Origin of the sequence: Pseudoalteromonas sp. B160 (genome assembly GCF_037162485.1) — a bacterium.
GTDB lineage: Bacteria > Pseudomonadota > Gammaproteobacteria > Enterobacterales > Alteromonadaceae > Pseudoalteromonas > Pseudoalteromonas rhizosphaerae.
Genome location: NZ_JARLUX010000001.1, coordinates 3,697,153 through 3,717,720, shown reverse-complemented (window position 1 = coordinate 3,717,720; position 20,568 = coordinate 3,697,153). Strand labels below are relative to the sequence as shown.

At 40.9% G+C, this 20,568-nt stretch carries 17 protein-coding genes and 1 pseudogene; 3 read left to right on the top strand and 15 right to left on the bottom strand.

Annotated features, from left to right (window positions below; translation table 11 throughout):
• Nucleotides 1–25: 25 nt before the first annotated feature.
• The 10 genes from P4S61_RS17305 to sdhC form a co-directional block, all read right to left on the bottom strand.
• Nucleotides 26–1,015: a GGDEF domain-containing protein gene (locus tag P4S61_RS17305; protein WP_337118738.1), complete on the bottom strand. Its 990-nt coding sequence runs from the start codon at nt 1,013–1,015 to the stop codon at nt 26–28.
• Nucleotides 1,016–1,082: 67 nt separating this feature from the next.
• Nucleotides 1,083–1,871, bottom strand: a complete 789-nt coding sequence (locus tag P4S61_RS17300) for a hypothetical protein (protein ID WP_337118737.1) — start codon at nt 1,869–1,871, stop codon at nt 1,083–1,085.
• 215 nt (nt 1,872–2,086) lie between these two features.
• The gene (sucD, locus tag P4S61_RS17295; protein ID WP_145233870.1) at nt 2,087–2,959 is read right to left on the bottom strand and encodes a succinate--CoA ligase subunit alpha; all 873 of its coding nucleotides are present in this window, start codon (nt 2,957–2,959) and stop codon (nt 2,087–2,089) included.
• Nucleotides 2,959–4,125, bottom strand: coding sequence for an ADP-forming succinate--CoA ligase subunit beta (sucC, locus tag P4S61_RS17290; RefSeq protein ID WP_337118736.1), 1,167 nt, complete (start codon nt 4,123–4,125; stop codon nt 2,959–2,961). Before sucC ends, sucD begins: the two co-directional genes overlap by 1 nt.
• Before the next feature lie 174 nt (nt 4,126–4,299).
• On the bottom strand, nt 4,300–5,814 hold the full coding sequence (odhB, locus tag P4S61_RS17285) for a 2-oxoglutarate dehydrogenase complex dihydrolipoyllysine-residue succinyltransferase (RefSeq protein WP_337118735.1): 1,515 nt from the start codon (nt 5,812–5,814) through the stop codon (nt 4,300–4,302).
• A gap of 3 nt (nt 5,815–5,817) precedes the next feature.
• Nucleotides 5,818–8,637: a 2-oxoglutarate dehydrogenase E1 component gene (locus P4S61_RS17280; RefSeq protein ID WP_337118734.1), complete on the bottom strand. Its 2,820-nt coding sequence runs from the start codon at nt 8,635–8,637 to the stop codon at nt 5,818–5,820.
• Nucleotides 8,638–8,723: 86 nt separating this feature from the next.
• On the bottom strand, nt 8,724–9,440 hold the full coding sequence (locus tag P4S61_RS17275) for a succinate dehydrogenase iron-sulfur subunit (RefSeq protein WP_016709644.1): 717 nt from the start codon (nt 9,438–9,440) through the stop codon (nt 8,724–8,726).
• Nucleotides 9,441–9,450: 10 nt separating this feature from the next.
• Complete coding sequence (gene sdhA / locus P4S61_RS17270; protein ID WP_182734755.1) at nt 9,451–11,223, bottom strand: succinate dehydrogenase flavoprotein subunit; 1,773 nt, start codon at nt 11,221–11,223, stop codon at nt 9,451–9,453.
• A complete protein-coding gene (sdhD, locus tag P4S61_RS17265) occupies nt 11,224–11,571 on the bottom strand; it encodes a succinate dehydrogenase, hydrophobic membrane anchor protein (RefSeq protein ID WP_145233859.1) in 348 nt (115 codons plus the stop codon).
• A complete protein-coding gene (gene sdhC, locus P4S61_RS17260; RefSeq protein WP_145233857.1) occupies nt 11,562–11,939 on the bottom strand; it encodes a succinate dehydrogenase, cytochrome b556 subunit in 378 nt (125 codons plus the stop codon). The genes sdhD and sdhC overlap by 10 nt, the downstream gene beginning before the upstream one ends.
• A gap of 411 nt (nt 11,940–12,350) precedes the next feature.
• Here sdhC and P4S61_RS17255 point away from each other — a divergent pair, with 411 nt between their 5' ends.
• From P4S61_RS17255 to P4S61_RS17245, 3 genes are all read left to right on the top strand, one after another.
• On the top strand, nt 12,351–13,637 hold the full coding sequence (locus tag P4S61_RS17255) for a citrate synthase (RefSeq protein WP_145233855.1): 1,287 nt from the start codon (nt 12,351–12,353) through the stop codon (nt 13,635–13,637).
• Between the two features lie 132 nt (nt 13,638–13,769).
• Nucleotides 13,770–14,984 carry an aminotransferase class V-fold PLP-dependent enzyme gene (locus P4S61_RS17250; protein ID WP_145233853.1) on the top strand — a complete coding sequence of 405 codons (1,215 nt, stop codon included), beginning with the start codon at nt 13,770–13,772 and terminating at the stop codon, nt 14,982–14,984.
• A gap of 13 nt (nt 14,985–14,997) precedes the next feature.
• Entirely contained in the window at nt 14,998–15,411 is a 414-nt protein-coding gene (locus tag P4S61_RS17245) for a SufE family protein (RefSeq protein ID WP_145233851.1), read from the top strand.
• On the opposite strand, the gene tcdA is transcribed toward P4S61_RS17245, so the two are convergent.
• From tcdA to msbA, 5 genes and pseudogenes are all read right to left on the bottom strand, one after another.
• A complete protein-coding gene (tcdA, locus tag P4S61_RS17240) occupies nt 15,408–16,208 on the bottom strand; it encodes a tRNA cyclic N6-threonylcarbamoyladenosine(37) synthase TcdA (RefSeq protein ID WP_182730946.1) in 801 nt (266 codons plus the stop codon). The genes P4S61_RS17245 and tcdA overlap by 4 nt on opposite strands.
• Entirely contained in the window at nt 16,209–16,883 is a 675-nt protein-coding gene (locus P4S61_RS17235; protein WP_261375513.1) for a TIGR01621 family pseudouridine synthase, read from the bottom strand.
• 3 nt (nt 16,884–16,886) lie between these two features.
• Entirely contained in the window at nt 16,887–17,831 is a 945-nt protein-coding gene (gene kdsB / locus P4S61_RS17230) for a 3-deoxy-manno-octulosonate cytidylyltransferase (protein ID WP_337118732.1), read from the bottom strand.
• Nucleotides 17,821–18,801, bottom strand: coding sequence for a tetraacyldisaccharide 4'-kinase (gene lpxK, locus P4S61_RS17225; RefSeq protein ID WP_337118731.1), 981 nt, complete (start codon nt 18,799–18,801; stop codon nt 17,821–17,823). Before lpxK ends, kdsB begins: the two co-directional genes overlap by 11 nt.
• Nucleotides 18,798–20,540: pseudogene (gene msbA / locus P4S61_RS17220) on the bottom strand (lipid A export permease/ATP-binding protein MsbA). The gene lpxK and the pseudogene msbA overlap by 4 nt, the downstream one beginning before the upstream one ends.
• Nucleotides 20,541–20,568 lie beyond the last annotated feature (28 nt).

Genomic DNA, 20,568 nt, shown 5'->3' with positions numbered 1-20,568 from the left:
ATGAACCCCTTAAGCTAAGTTCAGGTTAACTACAGACCTTATCCCTGCCAGTATTTTTAGCATGGTAAAGGTTTGTGTCAGCAACTTTTAATAACGTATTAAGGGCGAGTCCTGGCTGCATTTGTGCTACACCAGCACTGCTTGTTAAAGTGATTTTTTTATCGGTCAAGCTTAACGATTTTAAACAAATGCATAAGTTACCGATAAAATCATGCCCTTGTGCAAGTGTTAAGTTTGGCATTACCACAATAAACTCTTCACCACCAAAGCGAGCAAATTGATACTCAGTATCAGCTAACTGCTCTGTAAGTAACGCGCTAAAAGCAATTAGGGCTTGATCACCGATATCATGACCATATTGATCATTTACTTGTTTAAAATGATCAATATCTAAAATTGAAACTGAAAAGTTTTGTTGCTTCCCGATAAGTTGCGCTGCAATAAAATCGAGAATATAGCGACGGTTATGAGCTCCAGTGAGTGGATCTGTATTTGCTCTGCGTTGGCTTCGTAAATATGCTTTGCGTTGATTTAATGCGAAAATTGTAATGCTTAATATCGCTAATATACCAATAACAGAATAGGCTGCTTGTAACTGTCCTTCTTTAGCTAACTTATCTAAAGTAATTTGTTGGTATTTTAATTTCTCTTCAGCCAACTGCAATTTGATATCTTGTTGAGTAGATTCAAATCGTGAGCGTGCTTCTTGCTCGAGTTTCTGCTGCGTTGTTTCTTTTGCTTGCTCTGTAAGCTTAATCAATAACTTCAGTGCATTAGTAGCCTCTGCAAAACGACCTAATTGTTCTAGGCTTTGCGCCTTTAAGCTGAGTGTATTCCGGCTGTAACGGTTATTAAGCGGCCTATCGTAATCAGTCAACAATAACTCTGATGCTTGAATATATTCAAGTGCTTGCTCTGGTTGCTGTAATGCTAAGAAAGTTTTAGCAAATCCATTATTTAATGCAATTATATGCGCTGGATTTACAATCACTTTATTGACATAACTTTTAGCCAAGTATAGTAGTTGCAACGCTTGCGAATATTTTTTTGCTTCAGAGCAACATTTGCTTTACCAGCTGGCGCTAAAAAAGATAGCGCGGTGCTTTTACCATTGCTGATAACATTATCATTTCTTCATAACAAGCCGCCGCTGAATCAAGTTTTTCGGCGCGCTCATATGTCATGCATAAGATATAGATAACAGGCAAACCATTGACAACATTGCCGTTTTTACTGGCGAGATCGCGTGCTAAAACTGCATATTGCTCACCTTTCTCAAATAGTGACATGGTCGAATAATATGCAGCTAAACTATCATAAACATAAAGCATGGTAGTTGATGACATATTCGCAGTTTTGGCTTCAATGTAGGCATTTTCGATAATTTCTATTGCTTTAGGGTATTCCTCTTGCCAGAGCAACAGAGCCCCTTCAATTGACTCAGCTTGTACCAACATCTCTAAATCGTTTGCTTGAATAAAGGCATTTTGTGCTAAGCGGATTTGTTTAATACTTTCAGGTAACAGCCCTTCTTCTAAAGAAAAAACACTCCAATACATTAACCAATAACCTTGGATCCAATCATCGTCTTTAGGCAGTTGTTGTTGGGCAAGTTCAAAGTAACTTTGTGAACGTGCGATATCACCTTTAAATAAATACAGCCGCGCTAACAAAGTATTATTATAAGCGTGTTCAGTGGTAGAAATACGCTGAGCTGCTTGTGTAATAACTAATTCTTCGATCAACTGATTTGGTTCAGCTAATGCGCGTTGTTCGGTTACTAAAAATGCGGTACGAAATGAAGTAGATGAAAATAAATTGAAAGAGCAACAAAAGCATACAAGGTAGACTGTAAAATAAATTATTCGCATTACTGCTAGATCTTCCAATGATAAAAAGCAATCGCACATTATAACGGCAGTTTTGATTATTACCAGTAGAGTTTATTGAAACAAGCTATTGATTTTTATTATTAAATAAACAGCTAGAGATTCGGAAATTTATCATTATCTAGACATAATACTTTATAAATAATGGCAAAAAAAAGGCTCACTAAGTGAGCCTTTTTTCAAAACATAACAGGTTATTACCAGCCAGTTTTTTCTTTAAGTGCTTTACCGATATCAGCAAGTGAACGTACAGTTTTTACGCCCGCAGCTTCTAATGCAGCAAATTTCTCATCAGCAGTACCTTTACCGCCAGCGATGATTGCGCCAGCATGACCCATACGCTTACCTTCTGGTGCAGTAACACCAGCAATGTAAGAAACAACAGGCTTAGTAACGTTAGCTTTGATGTACTCTGCAGCTTCTTCTTCTGCAGTACCACCGATTTCACCGATCATTACGATCGCTTCAGTTTGTGGATCTTTTTCGAACATTTCTAAAACGTCGATAAAGTTAGTACCAGGAATTGGGTCGCCACCAATACCAACACAGGTAGACTGACCGAAACCTGCATCTGTAGTTTGTTTAACAGCTTCGTACGTTAAAGTACCAGAGCGAGAAACAATACCTACTTTACCAGGTTTGTGGATGTGACCAGGCATGATACCAATCTTAGTCTCACCAGGAGTGATAACACCTGGACAGTTAGGACCGATCATACGAGTACCTGTTTGATCTAGTTTAACTTTAACGTCAACCATATCAAGTGTAGGGATACCTTCAGTGATACAAACGATTAGCTCGATGCCCGCATCGATTGCTTCTAAGATAGCATCTTTACAAAAAGGTGCTGGTACATAGATAACTGATGCAGTTGCACCTGTTGCTTCTACAGCATCACGTACAGTGTTAAATACTGGAAGACCAAGGTGCGTTTGACCGCCTTTACCTGGGCTTACACCACCAACCATTTGTGTACCGTACTCAAGCGCTTGCTCTGAGTGGAAAGTACCTTGGCCACCGGTGAAACCTTGGCAGATAACTTTTGTATCTTTATTGATTAATACAGACATTATTTGCCCTCCGCAGCAGCAACAACTTTTTCAGCCGCGTCTGTTAGTGATTCAGCAGCAATGATATCTAGACCAGAATTCTTAAGAACTTCACGACCTAGCTCAGCGTTAGTACCTTCTAAACGTACAACTACAGGTACGTTTACGCCAACTTCTTTAACTGCGCCAATGATGCCTTCAGCGATCATGTCACAACGAACGATACCACCAAAGATGTTAACTAAAACAGCTTTAACGTTGTCATCTGAAAGAATGATTTTGAATGCTTCAGATACACGTTCTTTAGTCGCGCCGCCGCCAACATCTAGGAAGTTTGCAGGCTTACCACCGTGTAGGTTTACGATATCCATAGTACCCATTGCTAGGCCTGCACCGTTAACCATACAACCAACGTTACCGTCTAATGCAACGTAGTTAAGTTCAAAACTTGCTGCATGTGCTTCACGTGCATCTTCTTGTGATGGATCGTGGAAATCACGCATTTTAGGTTGACGGTAAAGTGCATTACCATCGATACCGATTTTGCCGTCAAGACAGTGAAGGTTACCTTCATCAGTGATAACAAGCGGGTTGATTTCAAGTAGTGCGAAATCGAAATCAGTAAACATTTTACCAAGACCCATGAAGATCTGTACGAACTGTTTCATTTGTACTGGGTTAAGACCCAATTTAAAACCTAGTTCACGTGCTTGGTAAGCTTGAGGACCTACTAATGGGTCGATCTCTGCTTTGTGGATAAGCTCTGGTGTTTCTTCAGCAACAGTTTCAATTTCAACACCGCCTTCAGTAGACGCCATGAAAACAACTTTGCGAGATGCACGGTCAACAACTGCACCTAAATACAATTCGTTGGCGATATCAGTACAGCTTTCTACTAAAATTTTAGCAACTGGCTGACCATTCTCGTCTGTTTGGTAAGTAACTAGGTTTTTACCTAACCAGTTAGCTGCAAACGCTTTAACTTCGTCGATAGTTTTAACTAGCTTTACACCGCCAGCTTTACCACGTCCACCTGCGTGAACCTGAGTTTTAACAACCCACATATCACCGCCGATTTTCTCAGCAGCTGCTGCAACTTCTTCAGGTGTATCGCAAGCGAAACCTTGAGAAACTGGTAAACCATATTCGGCAAAAAGTTGTTTTGCCTGATACTCATGCAAATTCATGATGCTTTATCCAATTTTTTATACTAAAAGAGCTGACTATTTTTATAAATAGACAGCTATCCCAAATTGCGCACCTAGTATAGATCCCAAGGCTTAACATGAAAACCCCAGTACGACCAAAGGCGCAAAAAAAGCTGTGAATATGACTCACAGCTTATATTTTATACTACTGAATTAAACATCCAGTAATAAACGAGTTGGATCTTCAAGTAACTCTTTAATTGTTACTAAGAAGCCAACAGATTCTTTACCATCTATTTGGCGATGATCATAAGATAATGCCAAATACATCATAGGAAGAATTTCAACTTTACCATTCACAGCCATTGGACGATCTTGGATTTTATGCATACCCAAAATTGAAGACTGCGGTAAGTTGATAATAGGTGTTGATAGTAACGAACCGAACACACCACCGTTAGTGATAGTGAAGTTACCACCAGTCATGTCGTCAAGTGTTAACTTACCATCACGACCTTTAAGTGCTAATTCACGAATACCTTTTTCGATTTCAGCAACAGATAGCTTATCGCAATCTTTTAGTACTGGAGTCACTAGGCCACGTGGCGTAGAAACTGCAATGCTGATATCAAAATAGTTGTGGTATACGATATCATCGCCATCAATTGATGCATTTACGTCAGGGAAACGTTTTAGTGCTTCAGTAACTGCTTTTACGTAAAAAGACATGAAACCTAAACGGATACCGTGACGTTTCTCGAACACTTCTTGATACTGCTTACGAAGATCCATGATTGGTTTCATGTTAACTTCGTTAAATGTCGTTAACATTGCAGTAGAGTTTTTCGCTTCAAGAAGACGATTAGCAATGGTTTTACGTAAACGTGTCATAGGAACGCGTTTTTGTGTACGGTCACCCATTGGTGCCGCTGGCGCTGCTTCAGCTTTCGCCGCAGGAGCTGGTGACTTCAAGAATTGATCAACATCTTCTTTTGTCACACGACCATTTTTACCAGAGCCTTTAATTTTAGAAGCATCTAGGCCTTTTTCTGCGATTAAACGACGCACTGACGGTGTTAACACGTCTGAACTATCGCTAGAATCAGCAGCTGGAGCTTGTTCTTTTGCTGCAGGGGCTGCAGCTGGTGCGCCACCGGCTTTAACTTTACCGATAACTTGGTCACCCAGTACTGTATCGCCTTCTGCGTGAATAATTTCACCCATTACGCCATCTTCTTGAGCAACAACTTCAAGAACAACTTTATCAGTTTCGATATCAACTAGGTTTTGATCGCGTGTTACTGCGTCACCTGGTTGCACATGCCAAGTAGCTACTGTCGCGTCTGCGACTGATTCTGGAAATACAGGTACTTTAATGTCCACTTCTTTACCTTCTGATGCTGGTGCTGATTGCGCCGCTGGCGCGTTTTCTTGTTTGTCTGAAGCTGGTGCAGCTTCGCTCTTTGCGTCTTCAGTTGGCGTAGCTGCATCAGCCTCACCAATGATACCGATCACTTGGTCGCCAAGTACGGTTGCACCTTCTTCTTGTGAAATTTCAGTGATCACACCATCATGTGGTGCAACAACTTCTAAAACAACTTTGTCTGTTTCGATATCTACTAAGTTCTGATCACGGCTTACTTTGTCGCCAACACTTACATGCCATGTAGCAACGGAAGCATCAGCAACCGACTCAGGAAGAACAGGAACTTTAATTTCTGTGCTCATTGCTTATCCTTTATTTTCAATAGTAAGCGCGTCTGCGACAAGCGCTTGTTGTTCTTTAGTATGCACTGACATATAACCACACGCTGGAGAAGCAGAGGCTTTACGACCTGCATATTTAAGCTTCGCACCTTGTGGGATTGCATCTACAAAGTGGTGTTGTGAACAATACCAAGCACCTTGGTTTTGCGGCTCTTCTTGACACCAAACAAAGTCTTTCACATGTTGATAACGCGCCATAATGGCTTCCATTTCATCATGTGGGAATGGGTATAACTGTTCAACACGCACAATAGCAACATTCTCTTGCTCAAGCTTACGACGCTCTTGTAATAGCTCGTAGTAAACCTTACCACTACAAAATACTACGCGTTCTACTTTGTTAGCATCAATATCATCGATTTCATCGATCATATTATGGAATACACCTTCTGCAAGCTCTTCAAGCGACGACGTTGCAAGTGGATGACGTAACAATGATTTAGGTGTCATAACAATCAGTGGGCGACGCAGTGGTCTTACTGATTGACGACGTAACATTGCATATACTTGTGCCGGTGTTGAAGGCACACATACTTGCATGTTGTGATCAGCACATAGCTGTAAGAAACGCTCTAAACGTGCTGAACTGTGTTCAGGACCTTGCCCTTCATAACCATGTGGCAATAAAATGGTCAGTCCACATAAGCGGCCCCATTTTTGCTCACCTGAACTTAAGAATTGGTCAAATACAACTTGTGCGCCGTTAGCAAAATCACCAAACTGTGCTTCCCACAGTACTAGTGATGTTGGCTCTGCTGTCGCATAACCATATTCAAACGCCACAACCGCTTCTTCTGAAAGCACTGAGTCAAATACTTGGAAAGTACCTTGATCTTCACTTAAGTGCTGTAAAGGCGTGTAAGTGGCCCCATCAGTTTGACTATGTACAACTGCATGGCGGTGGAAGAAAGTACCACGACCTGAATCTTGGCCTGTTAAACGAATATCAGTACCTTCAGTTGCGATCGTTGCATAAGCAAGTGTTTCTGCCATACCCCAATCAAGTGGTTTCTCACCGTTAGCCATTAATTTGCGATCATCGTAAATCTTTTTAACGCGAGACTGAGCTTTATATTGCTCAGGGTAACTTGCTATTTTGTTACCTAGTTCTTTTAATTTTTCAACTGGAACGCTGGCATCGTAATCAACACTCCATTCATGGCCAACATACTTAGCCCAATCAGATGAGTGTGATGTTTCTGGTTGAATTTCTTCAACAACACAATTGCCTTCGTCTAAACCATTACGGTAGTCATCAGCCAGTGCTTTAATTTCATCTTCGGTAAACGAGCCTTCAGCCATTAACTGATCTGCGTAGATCAAACGTGGCACTGGGTGTTTTTTGATTTTTTGGTACATGATCGGTTGAGTCGCATTCGGCTCATCCGCTTCATTATGGCCGTGACGACGATAACAAACTAAATCAATAACCACATCACGTTTAAATTGATTTCTGAAATCAAGTGCGATTTGCGTAACAAATGCAACCGCTTCAGGGTCATCTGAATTAACGTGGAAAATAGGCGATTGCACCATTTTTGCGATGTCTGTACAGTAATCTGTTGAACGTACATCGTATTGTTTGCTTGTAGTAAAACCAACTTGGTTGTTCACTACAATGCGAATACTACCACCACAACTAAACGCATTTGTTTGCGATAAGTTAAAGGTTTCTTGAACAACACCTTGGCCTGCCACTGCCGAGTCACCATGAATGGTGATAGGTAGTGCTTTAATACCTGAACTGTCACCCAAACGGTCTAAACGTGCACGAACCGAGCCCATAACTACTGGGTTTACGATTTCAAGATGCGATGGGTTAAAGGCAAGAGCCATATGAACTTTGCCACCTTTAGTAGCAAAATCCGAAGAGTAACCCATGTGGTATTTAACATCACCTGAGCTTAATGTTTCTTTATGCTTGCCAGCAAACTCATCAAATAGTTCTGATGGGTTTTTACCAAGCACATTGACAAGAACATTTAAGCGACCACGGTGAGCCATACCAATAACCGCTTCTTGTTGGCCACTTTCGCCAGCACGGTGAATAAGCTCTTTAAGCATTGGTACTAATGCATCACCACCTTCAAGTGAGAAACGTTTAGCACCAGGGAACTTAGCCCCTAAATATTTTTCAAGACCATCCGCTGCGGTTAATCCTTTAAGGATACGCAACTTTTCATCTTTACTGAATGTTGGACGTGATTGCACTGACTCTAAACGTTGCTGTAACCAACGCTTTTCTTCAGTTGATGTGATGTGCATATACTCAGCGCCAACAGAACCACAGTATGTGGTCATTAGAGCTTGATATAACTCACCTAAAGGCATGGTATCGCGGCCTACGGCAAACGATCCCACGTTAAATTCACGGTCAAAATCAGCTTTAGATAATTCATGATATTCAAGCTCTAAGTCTCGAACACGTTCACGTTGCCAAATGCCCAATGGATCTAGGTTGGCATTTTGATGACCACGGAAACGGAAAGCATTTATAAGCTGGAGAACTTTGACTTGTTTAGGGTCACTGCTTCCACCTTCTGCTACCACTACTTCTCTATGCTTGTTTTTCGCAAGCGCCGCAAACTGTGCACGAACTTCTGAATGCTTAACTTCAACATCCACACCATCAACTTTTGGTAATTGTTCGAACACTTCTCGCCATTCTTCTGGCACAGAAGTCGCATTGTCTAAATACGCTTCATAAAGCTCTTCTATATAAGCAACGTTGCCGCCGTTTAAATGTGAAGATTCTAGCCATGCCTTCATCACACCTTCGTGCATTTATAAGCCCTTTTCTTTAGCGCAGAAATTAATTGTAATAACAAGATGGCCAATTCACATTAGCCATCTTACATTTATCAAGATTATTAAACCGAACGGCTTATTAACATTGATTTGATTTGTCCGATTGCCTTAGTTGGATTAAGACCCTTAGGACAAACGCTAACACAGTTCATGATACTGTGACAACGGAACACGCTGAATGCATCGTCTAAATCAGCTAAACGCTCTTCAGTTGCCGTATCGCGGCTATCAGCCAAGAAACGGTAAGCATGAAGAAGACCAGCTGGACCTATGAACTTGTCTGGATTCCACCAAAACGAAGGACACGATGTTGAACAACATGCACATAGAATACACTCATACAAGCCATCTAACTTATCACGTTCTTCGATTGATTGAAGACGTTCACCCGCCGCTGGCGTGTCATTAATTAAGTATGGTTTAACTTTTTCGTATTGAGTGTAGAACTGACTCATGTCAATAACAAGGTCACGTACCACAGGTAAACCTGGTAATGGACGTATTACAATTTTACCTTTGCCATTTTTTTGTAGCGTAGATAAAGGAGTAATACATGCTAAACCATTTTTACCATTCATGTTAACACCGTCAGAACCACATACACCTTCACGGCATGAGCGACGGAATGATAACGTTGGATCTTGCTCTTTTAATAATAAAAGTGCATCCAAAACCATCATGTCGTGGCCTTCTTCCGTTTGCAAAGTATATTCTTGCATACGTGGGGCGTTATCAACATCTGGATTATAACGATAAACAGAAAATTGTACTTGTGCCATCGTCTCGCTCCTAGTAGGTACGTGCTTTAGGTGGAAATGCTTCGCGCAGTTTAGGCGCATAGTTAACATCACGTTTGCTCATTTCATCCGTTACCGGATTGAAAACAGAGTGACATAGCCAGTTTTCGTCATCACGATCTGGGAAGTCAAAGCGAGAGTGTGCACCACGGCTTTCTGTACGGAAGTTTGCAGCGACTGCAGTTGAGTACGCTGTTTCCATCATGTTATCTAGCTCTAGACATTCGATACGTGCAGTGTTGAAGTCTAATGATTTATCATCAAGACGCGCATGCTGCAGACGTTCACGAATTTCTTTAAGTTCTTTAAGACCTGCTGCCATTGACTCACCTTCACGGAATACCGAGAAGTTAAGTTGCATACATTGCTGTAGATCTTTCTTGATTTGGACTGGATCTTCGCCTTGACCAATTGTTGAGTTTTCCCAACGATTAAAGCGAGCAAGTGACGCTTCTAAATCTGACTCAGAGGCATCTTTAGATACTTCAACATCATTTAGGTATGTACCTAAGAAGTTACCAGCTGCACGACCAAATACCACTAAATCAAGCAATGAGTTACCACCTAAGCGGTTTGCACCGTGTACAGATACACAGGCAATCTCACCAACTGCAAATAAGCCTTCAACTACTTTCTCATTGCCTTGGGCATCGATTTGTAGTACTTGCCCATTTACATTGGTTGGTACGCCACCCATCATATAATGGCAAGTAGGAATTACTGGAATTGGCTCTTTAGCAGGGTCAACGTGAGCAAATGTTTTAGCAAGATCACATACACCAGGAAGACGTAGATTAAGCGTTTCTTCACCTAAGTGATCAAGCTTAAGCTTAATGTGTGGACCCCAAGGACCATCACAACCACGACCTTCACGGATTTCTGTCATCATTGAACGAGCAACAACATCGCGTGACGCTAAATCTTTTGCATTCGGTGCATAACGTTCCATGAAACGCTCGCCATCTTTATTTAAAAGATAACCACCTTCACCACGACAACCTTCTGTTACTAGCGTACCCGCACCAGCAATACCGGTTGGGTGAAATTGCCACATTTCCATGTCTTGCATAGAAATGCCGGCACGAGTTGCCATACCAACACCGTCACCAGTATTGATGTGTGCATTAGTCGTTGATGCGAAGATACGACCTGCGCCACCCGTTGCTAGTACAACAGCTTTAGATTTAAAGTAAACAACTTCGCCGGTTTCGATATCGATTGCAGTACAACCAACAACATTACCATCATCGTTTTTAACTAAATCTAATGCATACCATTCAGAAAATACATTGGTTTTGTTTTTAACGTTTTGCTGGTAAAGAAGGTGTAATAACGCATGACCAGTACGGTCAGCTGCAGCCGCAGTCCGTGCAGCTTGCTCACCACCAAAATTCTTCGATTGACCACCGAAAGGACGTTGGTAAACACGGCCATTTTCAAAACGAGAAAATGGTAGACCCATGTTTTCTAATTCAGTAATTGCTTCTGGGCCTGTTTTACACATATATTCGATAGCGTCTTGGTCACCGATGAAATCGGAACCTTTAACAGTATCGTACATGTGCCATTCCCAGTTATCTTCATGTGAGTTACCCAAAGCAACCGTAATACCACCTTGTGCAGACACAGTGTGAGAACGGGTTGGGAATACTTTAGAGATAAGCGCACAGGTTTTACCTGATTCAGTGATTGCAAGTGCTGCGCGCATACCCGCACCACCTGCGCCAATCACAACGGCATCAAATTCACGAACAGAATATTTCACTTAAACACCCCATAAAACGATTAGACCAATAGCTACGTATGCAACGGCCATAAGGTTTAATACAAACCCTAAAACAGCGCGTAATGTTGCATTTTTCACGTAATCAGTCAGTACTTGCCAAAGGCCAATACGGGTATGAACCATAATGCAAACGAGGGTAATTAACGTAAACCCTTTCATTGCGAGGTTTGAAAACAGGCCTTGCCATGCTTCAAAAGTAACTTCTGGTGTACATAAGAAGTAGCCGATAATAAAAATCGCATACGCGGTAATTACTAGTGCCGTGGTACGTAATGAGACATAATCTTGTACACCATCACGCTTTAGAGTTGCTTGATTTAAAACCATATCCACACCCCTGCTAGAACAGAAGCCACAACGCCAAGTGCCATAGCAATTTTAGCGCTGAGGTTACCTGATTCAAGTTCTTCCCAATGTCCCATATCCATAATGATATGACGAATACCGCCGATAAGGTGGTATGCCAATACGGAAATGGTGCCCCAAGCTATAAATTTGGCAATGAATCCGCTAAACAGACCCTTGACGAATTCAAAACCTTCAGCAGAAGAAAGAGACTCAGACCAAGCCCAAATGACAAACGTTAAAGCAAAAAATAACGCAACACCGGTGACGCGGTGAAAAATTGATGCTTTAGCCGTTGCCGGCATTGATATAGTTGTTAGATCTAGATTTACAGGTCTTTGCTTTTTCACAGTTACTTGCCCATCTTGCCCACTAGGAGCTCATCTACTTGTTTTTCTTAACCCACCAGAAAACGATTTTTCTGATGGAACTATCTAAGTAAAGCTTTTTGTTACGACTAAAATTCACATTTTTGCAAAGATTAGCTGTAAAAATAACGTTTACCTACAGACAATACGGTATAAAACCTTCGATAGTATATATAGCCAAAGGTCTTTTTACAATTCTTGTTTAGTTAGAGCTATTTGCGAATTAGCCAATGGTATAATATTTAATCCCGTCAGAATATTTATTATACATTTGTGCATAATGTTTATAAAAATTGACTTTAACCCCCTCTTTCACGTTAAAATGAAAAGGATGTGCTTAAACAGATTCAGAACATAACAATCAGAGTTGTTATCTTAATAGGAGATAAATAGATGGCGGATAAGAAAGCCACAGTCCATATTGATGGTCTAGATCCAATCGAACTTCCAATTTACCAAGGTACTGCTGGTCAGGATGTAATCGATGTACGTACGTTAGGTGCTCACGGTCATTTCACATATGATCCAGGTTTCATGTCGACTGGTTCTTGCGAATCTTCAATTACATATATCGACGGTGGCAAAGGGATATTACTTCACCGTGGTTACCCAATTGAACAACTAGCCGAAGACTCAGATTATGTTGAGTTGTGTTATTTACTGTTAAACGGTGAATTACCAACTAAAGAGCAATATACTGATTTTGCATCACAAATCACACATAGCACGATGCTTGATGAGAAAATTGCAAACTTCTTCCAAGGCTTCCGTTTTGATGCCCATCCAATGGCTATGCTATGTGGTGTAGTTGGTGCATTATCATCTTTTTATCATGAAGATCTTGATATTACTGATGCAACACAACGTAAAACAAGTGCTGTAAAATTAATTGCTAAGCTTCCAACTATCGCAGCGATGGCTTATAAATACAACGTAGGTCAACCATTCGTTTACCCACGCAATGATTTAAGCTATGCAGAAAACTTCTTACATATGATGTTCTCTGTACCAGCTGAAGAATATAAAGTTAATCCAGTGACTGCTAAAGCAATGGATAAAATCTTTATGCTTCACGCTGATCACGAGCAAAATGCATCAACGTCTACAGTACGCTTAGCTGGTTCTTCTGGTGCTAACCCATATGCATGTATTGCCGCAGGTATCGCATCACTTTGGGGCCCTGCACATGGCGGTGCTAACGAAGCATGTTTAAACATGTTAGAAGAAATTGGCTCTGTTGATCGCATCGACGAATACGTTGCTAAAGCAAAAGATAAGTCGGACCCATTCCGTCTTATGGGCTTTGGACACCGTGTTTACAAAAACTTCGATCCGCGTGCAACTGTAATGCGTCAAACCTGTCACGAAGTACTTGCTGAGCTTAATATTCAAGATCCGTTGCTAGATATTGCAATGAAACTTGAGCAAATTGCATTAGAAGACCCATACTTTGTTGAGAAGAAACTTTACCCTAACGTAGACTTCTACTCAGGTATTATCTTAAAAGCAATTGGTATCCCAACAAGCATGTTCACTGTGATTTTCGCAATGGCACGTACTGTTGGTTGGATCACACACTGGGACGAGATGTTATCTCAACCTGGTCATAAGATCAGCCGTCCACGTCAGCTATATACTGGTCACACACACCGTGATTACGTAGCAACAGACAAGCGTTAATTTTATAGTTGATGCTAAATAGGGCCGCATTTGCGGCCTTTTTTGTATCTAGTCCTTGAGAAATATCACAAAGCCATTACAATTCCGGTTCAGTTTTTAATTCGGCTTTGGTGTGCTTGATGTTGAAAAGTTATGTTTAATATAGAAAAAATTCGCGCAGACTTTCCTGCCCTAAAACAACTCATCAACGGGCAACCGCTGGTCTATCTTGATTCGGCTGCAACCACCCAAAAACCACTGTCAGTTATCAGCGCGACTGAGCATTTTTACGCACGTAATAATGCTAACGTTCATCGTGGCCGCCATACCTTAAGCGAACAAGCAACCCACGCCTATGAACAAGCAAGACAGACCGTTGCCAATTATTTTAATATCGACGCAAATGAGTTAGTTTGGACCAAAGGAGCTACTGAGGCAATAAACTTAGTTGCGAATGGTTTAACTGAGCAGCTTGATAATGATTCAACCATCATCATTTCAGCCTTAGAGCATCACGCTAATATTGTGCCATGGCAACAGTTAGCAAAGCGCACGGGAGCAAAGCTGCTGGCACTTCCGTTACAAAAAAATGGCAGCTTTGATGTTCAAGCATGTGTTGAATTCATCAGTCAGCATAAGCCATCTGTACTTGCTATCACTCACGCGTCTAATGCACTTGGTAATATCACAGATCTTGACCCAATATTACATGCCGCAAAACGCCATGACGCAATTACCTTAGTGGATGGTGCGCAAGCTGCGCTGCATTTACAGCCAAATTTACCTCAACTTGGTTGTGATTTTTATGTTTTTTCGGCTCATAAAATGCTCGGGCCGACCGGATTAGGAGGATTATATGGTCGTTATGATCGATTAAATAGTTTAGCTGTGTATCAAACTGGTGGCGAAATGATTGAAACTGTTACATTAGCAAAAACAATATTTCGTCAGGCACCAGCAAAGTTTGAAGCAGGTACACCAAACATTGCTGCAGTGATCGCTTTTGCAGCTGCAATCGATTATCTAACCAGTTTAAATAAGACTAATGTATATACTCATGAACAAGTAATTTTTAATTATGCGGCAGAAAAACTGCAAGCCATCGCAGGAATTACCGTTTATAGCAACATTGAGAACAATATTGGTACCCTTTGTTTCAATTATAAAGACGAACACCCTTTCGATATAGCAACACTTTTAGATGGTTATGGTATAGCAGTTCGCAGCGGTCATCATTGTGCGCAGCCATTAATGCAACATTTAGGTATTAATGGCAGTGTTCGAGCCAGCTTTGCATTTTATAATAACCATAGCGATGTTGATTTATTTATCGCTGCTTTGCAAAATTGCTTAGAGTTATTAGACTAATTATGGATAAGACATGATTAAAACGTTTAAAGAAATTGCTTCATCGCTTGAGAGCTCGCCATCATGGCAACAAAAATACCGTGAAATAATGCTACTAGGTAAACAATTACCAGCTATGCCGGCTGTTTTAAAAACCAGCGATGCCCTTGTACCTGGCTGTGAGAGTAAAGTTTGGCTGTATTTGGATTTTGATCTTGAAGAAAATTGCTTGGTTATTATTGGTGACTCAGATACCCGTATAGTAAAAGGGTTATTAGCGATTATTCTGTCGCTTTATAATGGTTTAACCCCTGAACAAGCTATTAACACTGACGCATTTGCACAGTTTAATCATTTAGGGCTTATCCAGCACCTTAGTCCTTCCAGAGGCAACGGTATTAAAGCCATGGTTGAGCGTATTCAAACCATGGCAGAACAGAAAAACTAATTTTTCACGGTACGTGCGCAGCGATCTAAATATTTACGTATTGATTTTGCTGCGACAAAAAAACCAAAACTTCCGGTTACCATAGTCGCTGAACCAAAACCGTTGTTACAATCCATATTCATGGAGCCATCAGCCCCCTGTTTAGCATGACAAACGCTGCCATCAGTACTTGGATATACCAATTGCTCAGTTGAATAAACACAATCGATGTTGAATTTTCGCTTTGGATTGCTACTAAAGTTGTACTGCTTGCGCAAAATATATCGGACTTTTGCCAGTAATGGATCATGGGTGGTCTTTGCTACATCACCAAAAGTGATTTGACTCGGATCAGTTTGACCGCCAGCACCACCGGTGGTGATCACCGGTATTTTGTTACGTTTACAATGCGCTATTAATGCCGCTTTTTCTTTTACTGCATCAATGCAATCTATGACATAGTCAAAACCACTTATATGCTCACGAATATTATCTAAAGTAATAAAATCATCGACAACACTGACCTCACACAGTGGATTGATCAATTCACAGCGGGCCTTCATTGCGACAACCTTTGCTTCACCCACCGTGCCTGTTAATGCATGTATTTGCCGATTCACGTTGGTTGCACAAATATCATCAAGATCAATTAAGGTTATTTTACCAACTCCAGTACGTGCTAGAGCCTCTGCCGCCCACGAGCCCACGCCACCAATACCAATAACACAAAAGTGGGCTTGTTGTAGCCATTCAAATTCAGTGTTGCCATATAATCTTTTGATACCACCAAAACGGATATCGGTTACTTTTTCACTCATTTACCAATCCAGTTGCCATGGTGTCTGCCAAGGCTGAAAATTTTCATGTTCAATTAATGTTGTAAACTCATCATCGTAATGCGGTAACAAACTAAATTGCTGTAGTTTACCTTGCCACACAAAACTTAGTGCAAAAGCATGTAAATAGGTGCGCTCAGCAGCAGTACCACCGTATATTACATCACCTAAAATCGGCGCAGAAAGGCTTTTTAGCGCGACCCGTAATTGGTGCGTTTTACCCGAGTAAGGCTTTAAGATAAATGCCCTTCTATTGGCTTTAAAATTAATAGAATAAAAGCGAGTTATAGCTGGGTTTTCTTTACTTGTTAGTAGCTTATAGGTACTACGGCGTGATTTAGCCATATCCCCTTTGATCCAACCTTGCTTTTTCTTCGGTTTGCAATCACTTATCGCCAAATAAAACTTATTAACTTGATGAGCAGTAAATAAAACTGTCAGCTTTGCAGCCGCTTCACTACTGCGTGCTAAGATTATTAGCCCCGATGTCACTTTATCAAGGCGGTGCACAGCATATAACTTTTCTGTGAGTTGTTGCTCAGCGAGTACTACAAAACCTGGGCCTTCTTCACTATGGAAATTAAGCCCGGCAGGTTTTTCTATAATATAAAAATCAAGGTGCTTTGCTATAACCTTGAGTAATGTGAACGTGTTCACCACTTAATGACTTTGCAGTATAGCAATTACACGCGCTAAATCATCAGGCGTATCAACCCCTGCTTGGGGTGTTATTTTTGCCTGTTCTATTTTTATTTTATAGCCATGATATAAAACACGTAATTGCTCAAGAGATTCAAGTTGCTCTAATGGGGATGGCGTCAGTGAGATGTATTGTTTAATAAAACCAGCGCGGTATGCATAAATACCCACATGACGTTGAAAATCTTGTGTGTCTAATCCGTTATTCTCACCAGTGTACATATGACTACGATCATAGGGAATGCTGGCACGAGAAAAGTACAGTGCATTTTTATTTACATCGCTGACGACTTTAACTGCATTGGGATTAAAGATCTCATCGACATTCTCAATGGCGGCACTCAAGGTCGCCATTGGCGCACTTGAATTAGCAAGTAAAGCTGCAACTTGCGAGACATTTTCAGCGGCTAATAAAGGCTCATCACCTTGCACATTCACTACAATAATATCGTTATTAAGTGATAATAAATCAACAACTTCAGCTAGCCGTTCAGTGCCTGACTGATGATCATCTCGAGTCATTAAGACATTATTAGTAAAGCCTTTGACAACATCAAAAACCTGTTGATGATCGGTGGCTATTACGACCTTACTAGCCCCTGACGCCATCGCCTTTTCATAAACATGTTGAATCATAGGTTTGCCACAAATATCAGCAAGGGGTTTACCTGGTAGACGACTCGATGCAAAGCGCGCTGGAATAACGACTACGAATTCCACTTTTTCAATCTCTTCTAAGCTCAATTCACGCGCTTCATTTTCTAGTAATACAGGAATATCATCTCGAATAGGGTAAGCAAGTTTTGCAGCTGTGCTGATCAATTCACTGTTTTCTTTGTCTAAACGTAATTTGCCTTTACACACTGGGCAAGCAATTATTTCAAGTAATTTTGTATCAAAGGCCATCTAGGATCCCTTTTTCTCTCAGTAATAAGTTAAGTTTAGATACCACCGCAGGGGATGGCTCTGCGTCAACAGGTAAAAAATACCACGTTGGTTTTGCAAATGAGTGACATTTTACCGCATCTTTCTCCGTCATAAACACTATTTCATCATTAAATTTTATGAAATCTTGTGCTGTATAACCATAATGATCTCGAAAATGATGACAACTTAGCAATGTAATGCCTTGTTGACGTAAGCTATTTTCAAAACGTTGTGGATTACCAATGGCGCTCACTGCGTGACCTCTCAAAAGCGGGACTTTAGTGGCTATATTAGTGGCAACACTTACTAAATCAGCACTTCTTAGCTGATAATTAAACATGGCATTCCCCCCATTTTCAATAACCAAATCAACTGATTTTAAACGTTTTTGTGTTTCTCTCAGTGGCCCCGCAGGCATTAACAAGCCATTGCCAAAACGTCGTTGACTATCAACAATACAGCACTCTATTGTTCTGGCCATTTTATAATGTTGCATACCATCATCGGAAATAATCACATCAAGCTGATGTTGCGCAATTAATTGCTCTATATTAGCTTGTCGATCTGGGCCTACAACTACAGGGCAGTCAAGCCTGCGTTGAATAAGTACCGGCTCATCACCTGCCTGAGTCGTATCAGTATGCTCAGTCACAGTGAGTGGATAGCTATCACTGTTGCCGCCATAGCCTCGACTAATAATGCCAACCCTTAAGCCACGCTGCTTTAGGTAATTAGCAAGCCAGATCACAAAGGGAGTTTTCCCGTTACCACCGACGCTAATATTACCTACCACGATAACTGGCACAGGGCTTTGGTATGCCTTCAATAAACCTAGCGCATACGCTAATTTACGCAGATTACTTATAAACCAAAATAATCCACTCAGTGGTAAAAGTAATACGGTAAGAAAGCTTATACCTCGATACCAGCTTTGTTCTAATTTACTCACCCGTGCTCACCAAATTGCATCTTGCAAAGCGCTGCATACGTGCCATCATTAGCCAGTAAGCTGATGTGATCACCACTTTCTATCACTTGACCATTATCAATAACATAGATGTGGTCGCTTTGTTCTATTGTTGATAATCGGTGAGCAATCACAATAGAGGTTTTATTTTTCATTAATGCTTCTAAAGCTTGCTGGATCAGTTTTTCAGACTCTGTATCTAATGCAGAAGTTGCTTCATCTAAAATCAAAATTGGTGCATCTTTTAAGATTGCTCTTGCAATCGCTATACGCTGGCGTTGCCCGCCAGATAACATAACGCCATTTTCACCGACCATGGTATTTAGACCGTCGGGTAAATCTTTCACAAACTCCCACACATGTGCTTGTTTTGCCACATTCAAGACCTCGTCATCACTAAGTGGACGTGCAATACCATAACTGATGTTATTGGCAATGGTGTCATTAAACAACACTACTTGCTGTGATACTAGAGCAAATTGGCGACGTAAATCTGTTAACTTATAATCCGCCAGTGGCACGCCATCGAGTAAAATCTCGCTTGGCGGTTGTAAGTCATAATAACGTGGTAATAAGTTTGAAATAGTTGATTTACCAGAACCTGAACGCCCAACTAACGCAATACTCTCGCCCGCTTTTATAGTGAGCGATAAGTTTTTTAATACAGCTTCTGCTTTCGTTGGGTAATTAAAGGTGACATTTTTAACTTCAATCATACCTTTTACTTTATCTACACTAATTGTACCAACGTCTTTTTCGGCCTCTTGGTCAAGCACTAAAAATGCTTTGCGCTGCAGATATGCCACGCTGTAAATCGCTATTTACATTAGCTAATTGCTTTAAAGGGCGTAATAACATCATCATCGATGAAATAAGCACCACAAAATCCCCAGAGCTCACTGTATCAATCATTGATGGCATAGAAACCACCCAGAGAATAACTGCCATTGCACTTGCAGCCAAAATTTGAATCACAGACACACTAAGTGCTTTAGTGGCATCCATTTTGATACGCTGCTGACGATTATGATTATTAATTTTTGCAAATTGGGTTATTTCTTGCTGTTGACCGCCAAAGCCATGAATAACTTTATGGCCACTGAGCATTTGCTCTGAGCTACGGGTAACTTGCCCCATTGCCGATTGAATATTTTTAGAGATAAGACGAAAACGTTTTGATACAACGGAAACAATAACTGCCACCAGGGGGATTATGATCAAAAAGATTAATGACAGCTTCCAACTTGTATAAAACATAACAGCCAGTAAAAACACCACAAATGCGCCTTCTCTGACTACTATAAGCATTGCTTTGGTGATCGCTTGCTGCACTTGCTCGGTATCGAACGTTATTTTTGAAATTAAATCCCCAGTTGAATTTTGATCATGAAAGGCAACGGGTAAATGTAAAATATGCTCAAATAATTGCTGACGTAACGAGCGGACAACTTGTGAACCCACATAACTTAAACAATAAGACGAGATATAGTTAAAAATACCCGCCAAACACTAACGCGATGACAACAAATGGTGCGTATTTTAATACTTCAGCGTTGCGTTGATTTAAGCCCTGATCTCATAAATGGCTTCATTAGTTGGATAAATAAAGCATCCATAGCTGAGTAGCCAATCATGCCAATCACAGCAAAAATGGCAACGCTTTTATAATCCCCCACATACGTCAATAAACGCTTATAAATTTGTGATGTAGTTTGGTCCATAGTACTCTCTTATTCATAATCTGTGGCT

Coding starts and splice junctions, on each gene's coding strand:
- P4S61_RS17300 (WP_337118737.1), bottom strand. CDS start 1,871: ATGCGAATAATTTATTTTACAGTCTACCTTGTATGCTTTTGTTGCTCT.
- sucD (WP_145233870.1), bottom strand. CDS start 2,959: ATGTCTGTATTAATCAATAAAGATACAAAAGTTATCTGCCAAGGTTTC.
- sucC (WP_337118736.1), bottom strand. CDS start 4,125: ATGAATTTGCATGAGTATCAGGCAAAACAACTTTTTGCCGAATATGGT.
- odhB (WP_337118735.1), bottom strand. CDS start 5,814: ATGAGCACAGAAATTAAAGTTCCTGTTCTTCCTGAGTCGGTTGCTGAT.
- P4S61_RS17280 (WP_337118734.1), bottom strand. CDS start 8,637: ATGCACGAAGGTGTGATGAAGGCATGGCTAGAATCTTCACATTTAAAC.
- P4S61_RS17275 (WP_016709644.1), bottom strand. CDS start 9,440: ATGGCACAAGTACAATTTTCTGTTTATCGTTATAATCCAGATGTTGAT.
- sdhD (WP_145233859.1), bottom strand. CDS start 11,571: ATGGTTTTAAATCAAGCAACTCTAAAGCGTGATGGTGTACAAGATTAT.
- P4S61_RS17255 (WP_145233855.1), top strand. CDS start 12,351: ATGGCGGATAAGAAAGCCACAGTCCATATTGATGGTCTAGATCCAATC.
- P4S61_RS17250 (WP_145233853.1), top strand. CDS start 13,770: ATGTTTAATATAGAAAAAATTCGCGCAGACTTTCCTGCCCTAAAACAA.
- P4S61_RS17245 (WP_145233851.1), top strand. CDS start 14,998: ATGATTAAAACGTTTAAAGAAATTGCTTCATCGCTTGAGAGCTCGCCA.
- tcdA (WP_182730946.1), bottom strand. CDS start 16,208: ATGAGTGAAAAAGTAACCGATATCCGTTTTGGTGGTATCAAAAGATTA.
- kdsB (WP_337118732.1), bottom strand. CDS start 17,831: ATGGCCTTTGATACAAAATTACTTGAAATAATTGCTTGCCCAGTGTGT.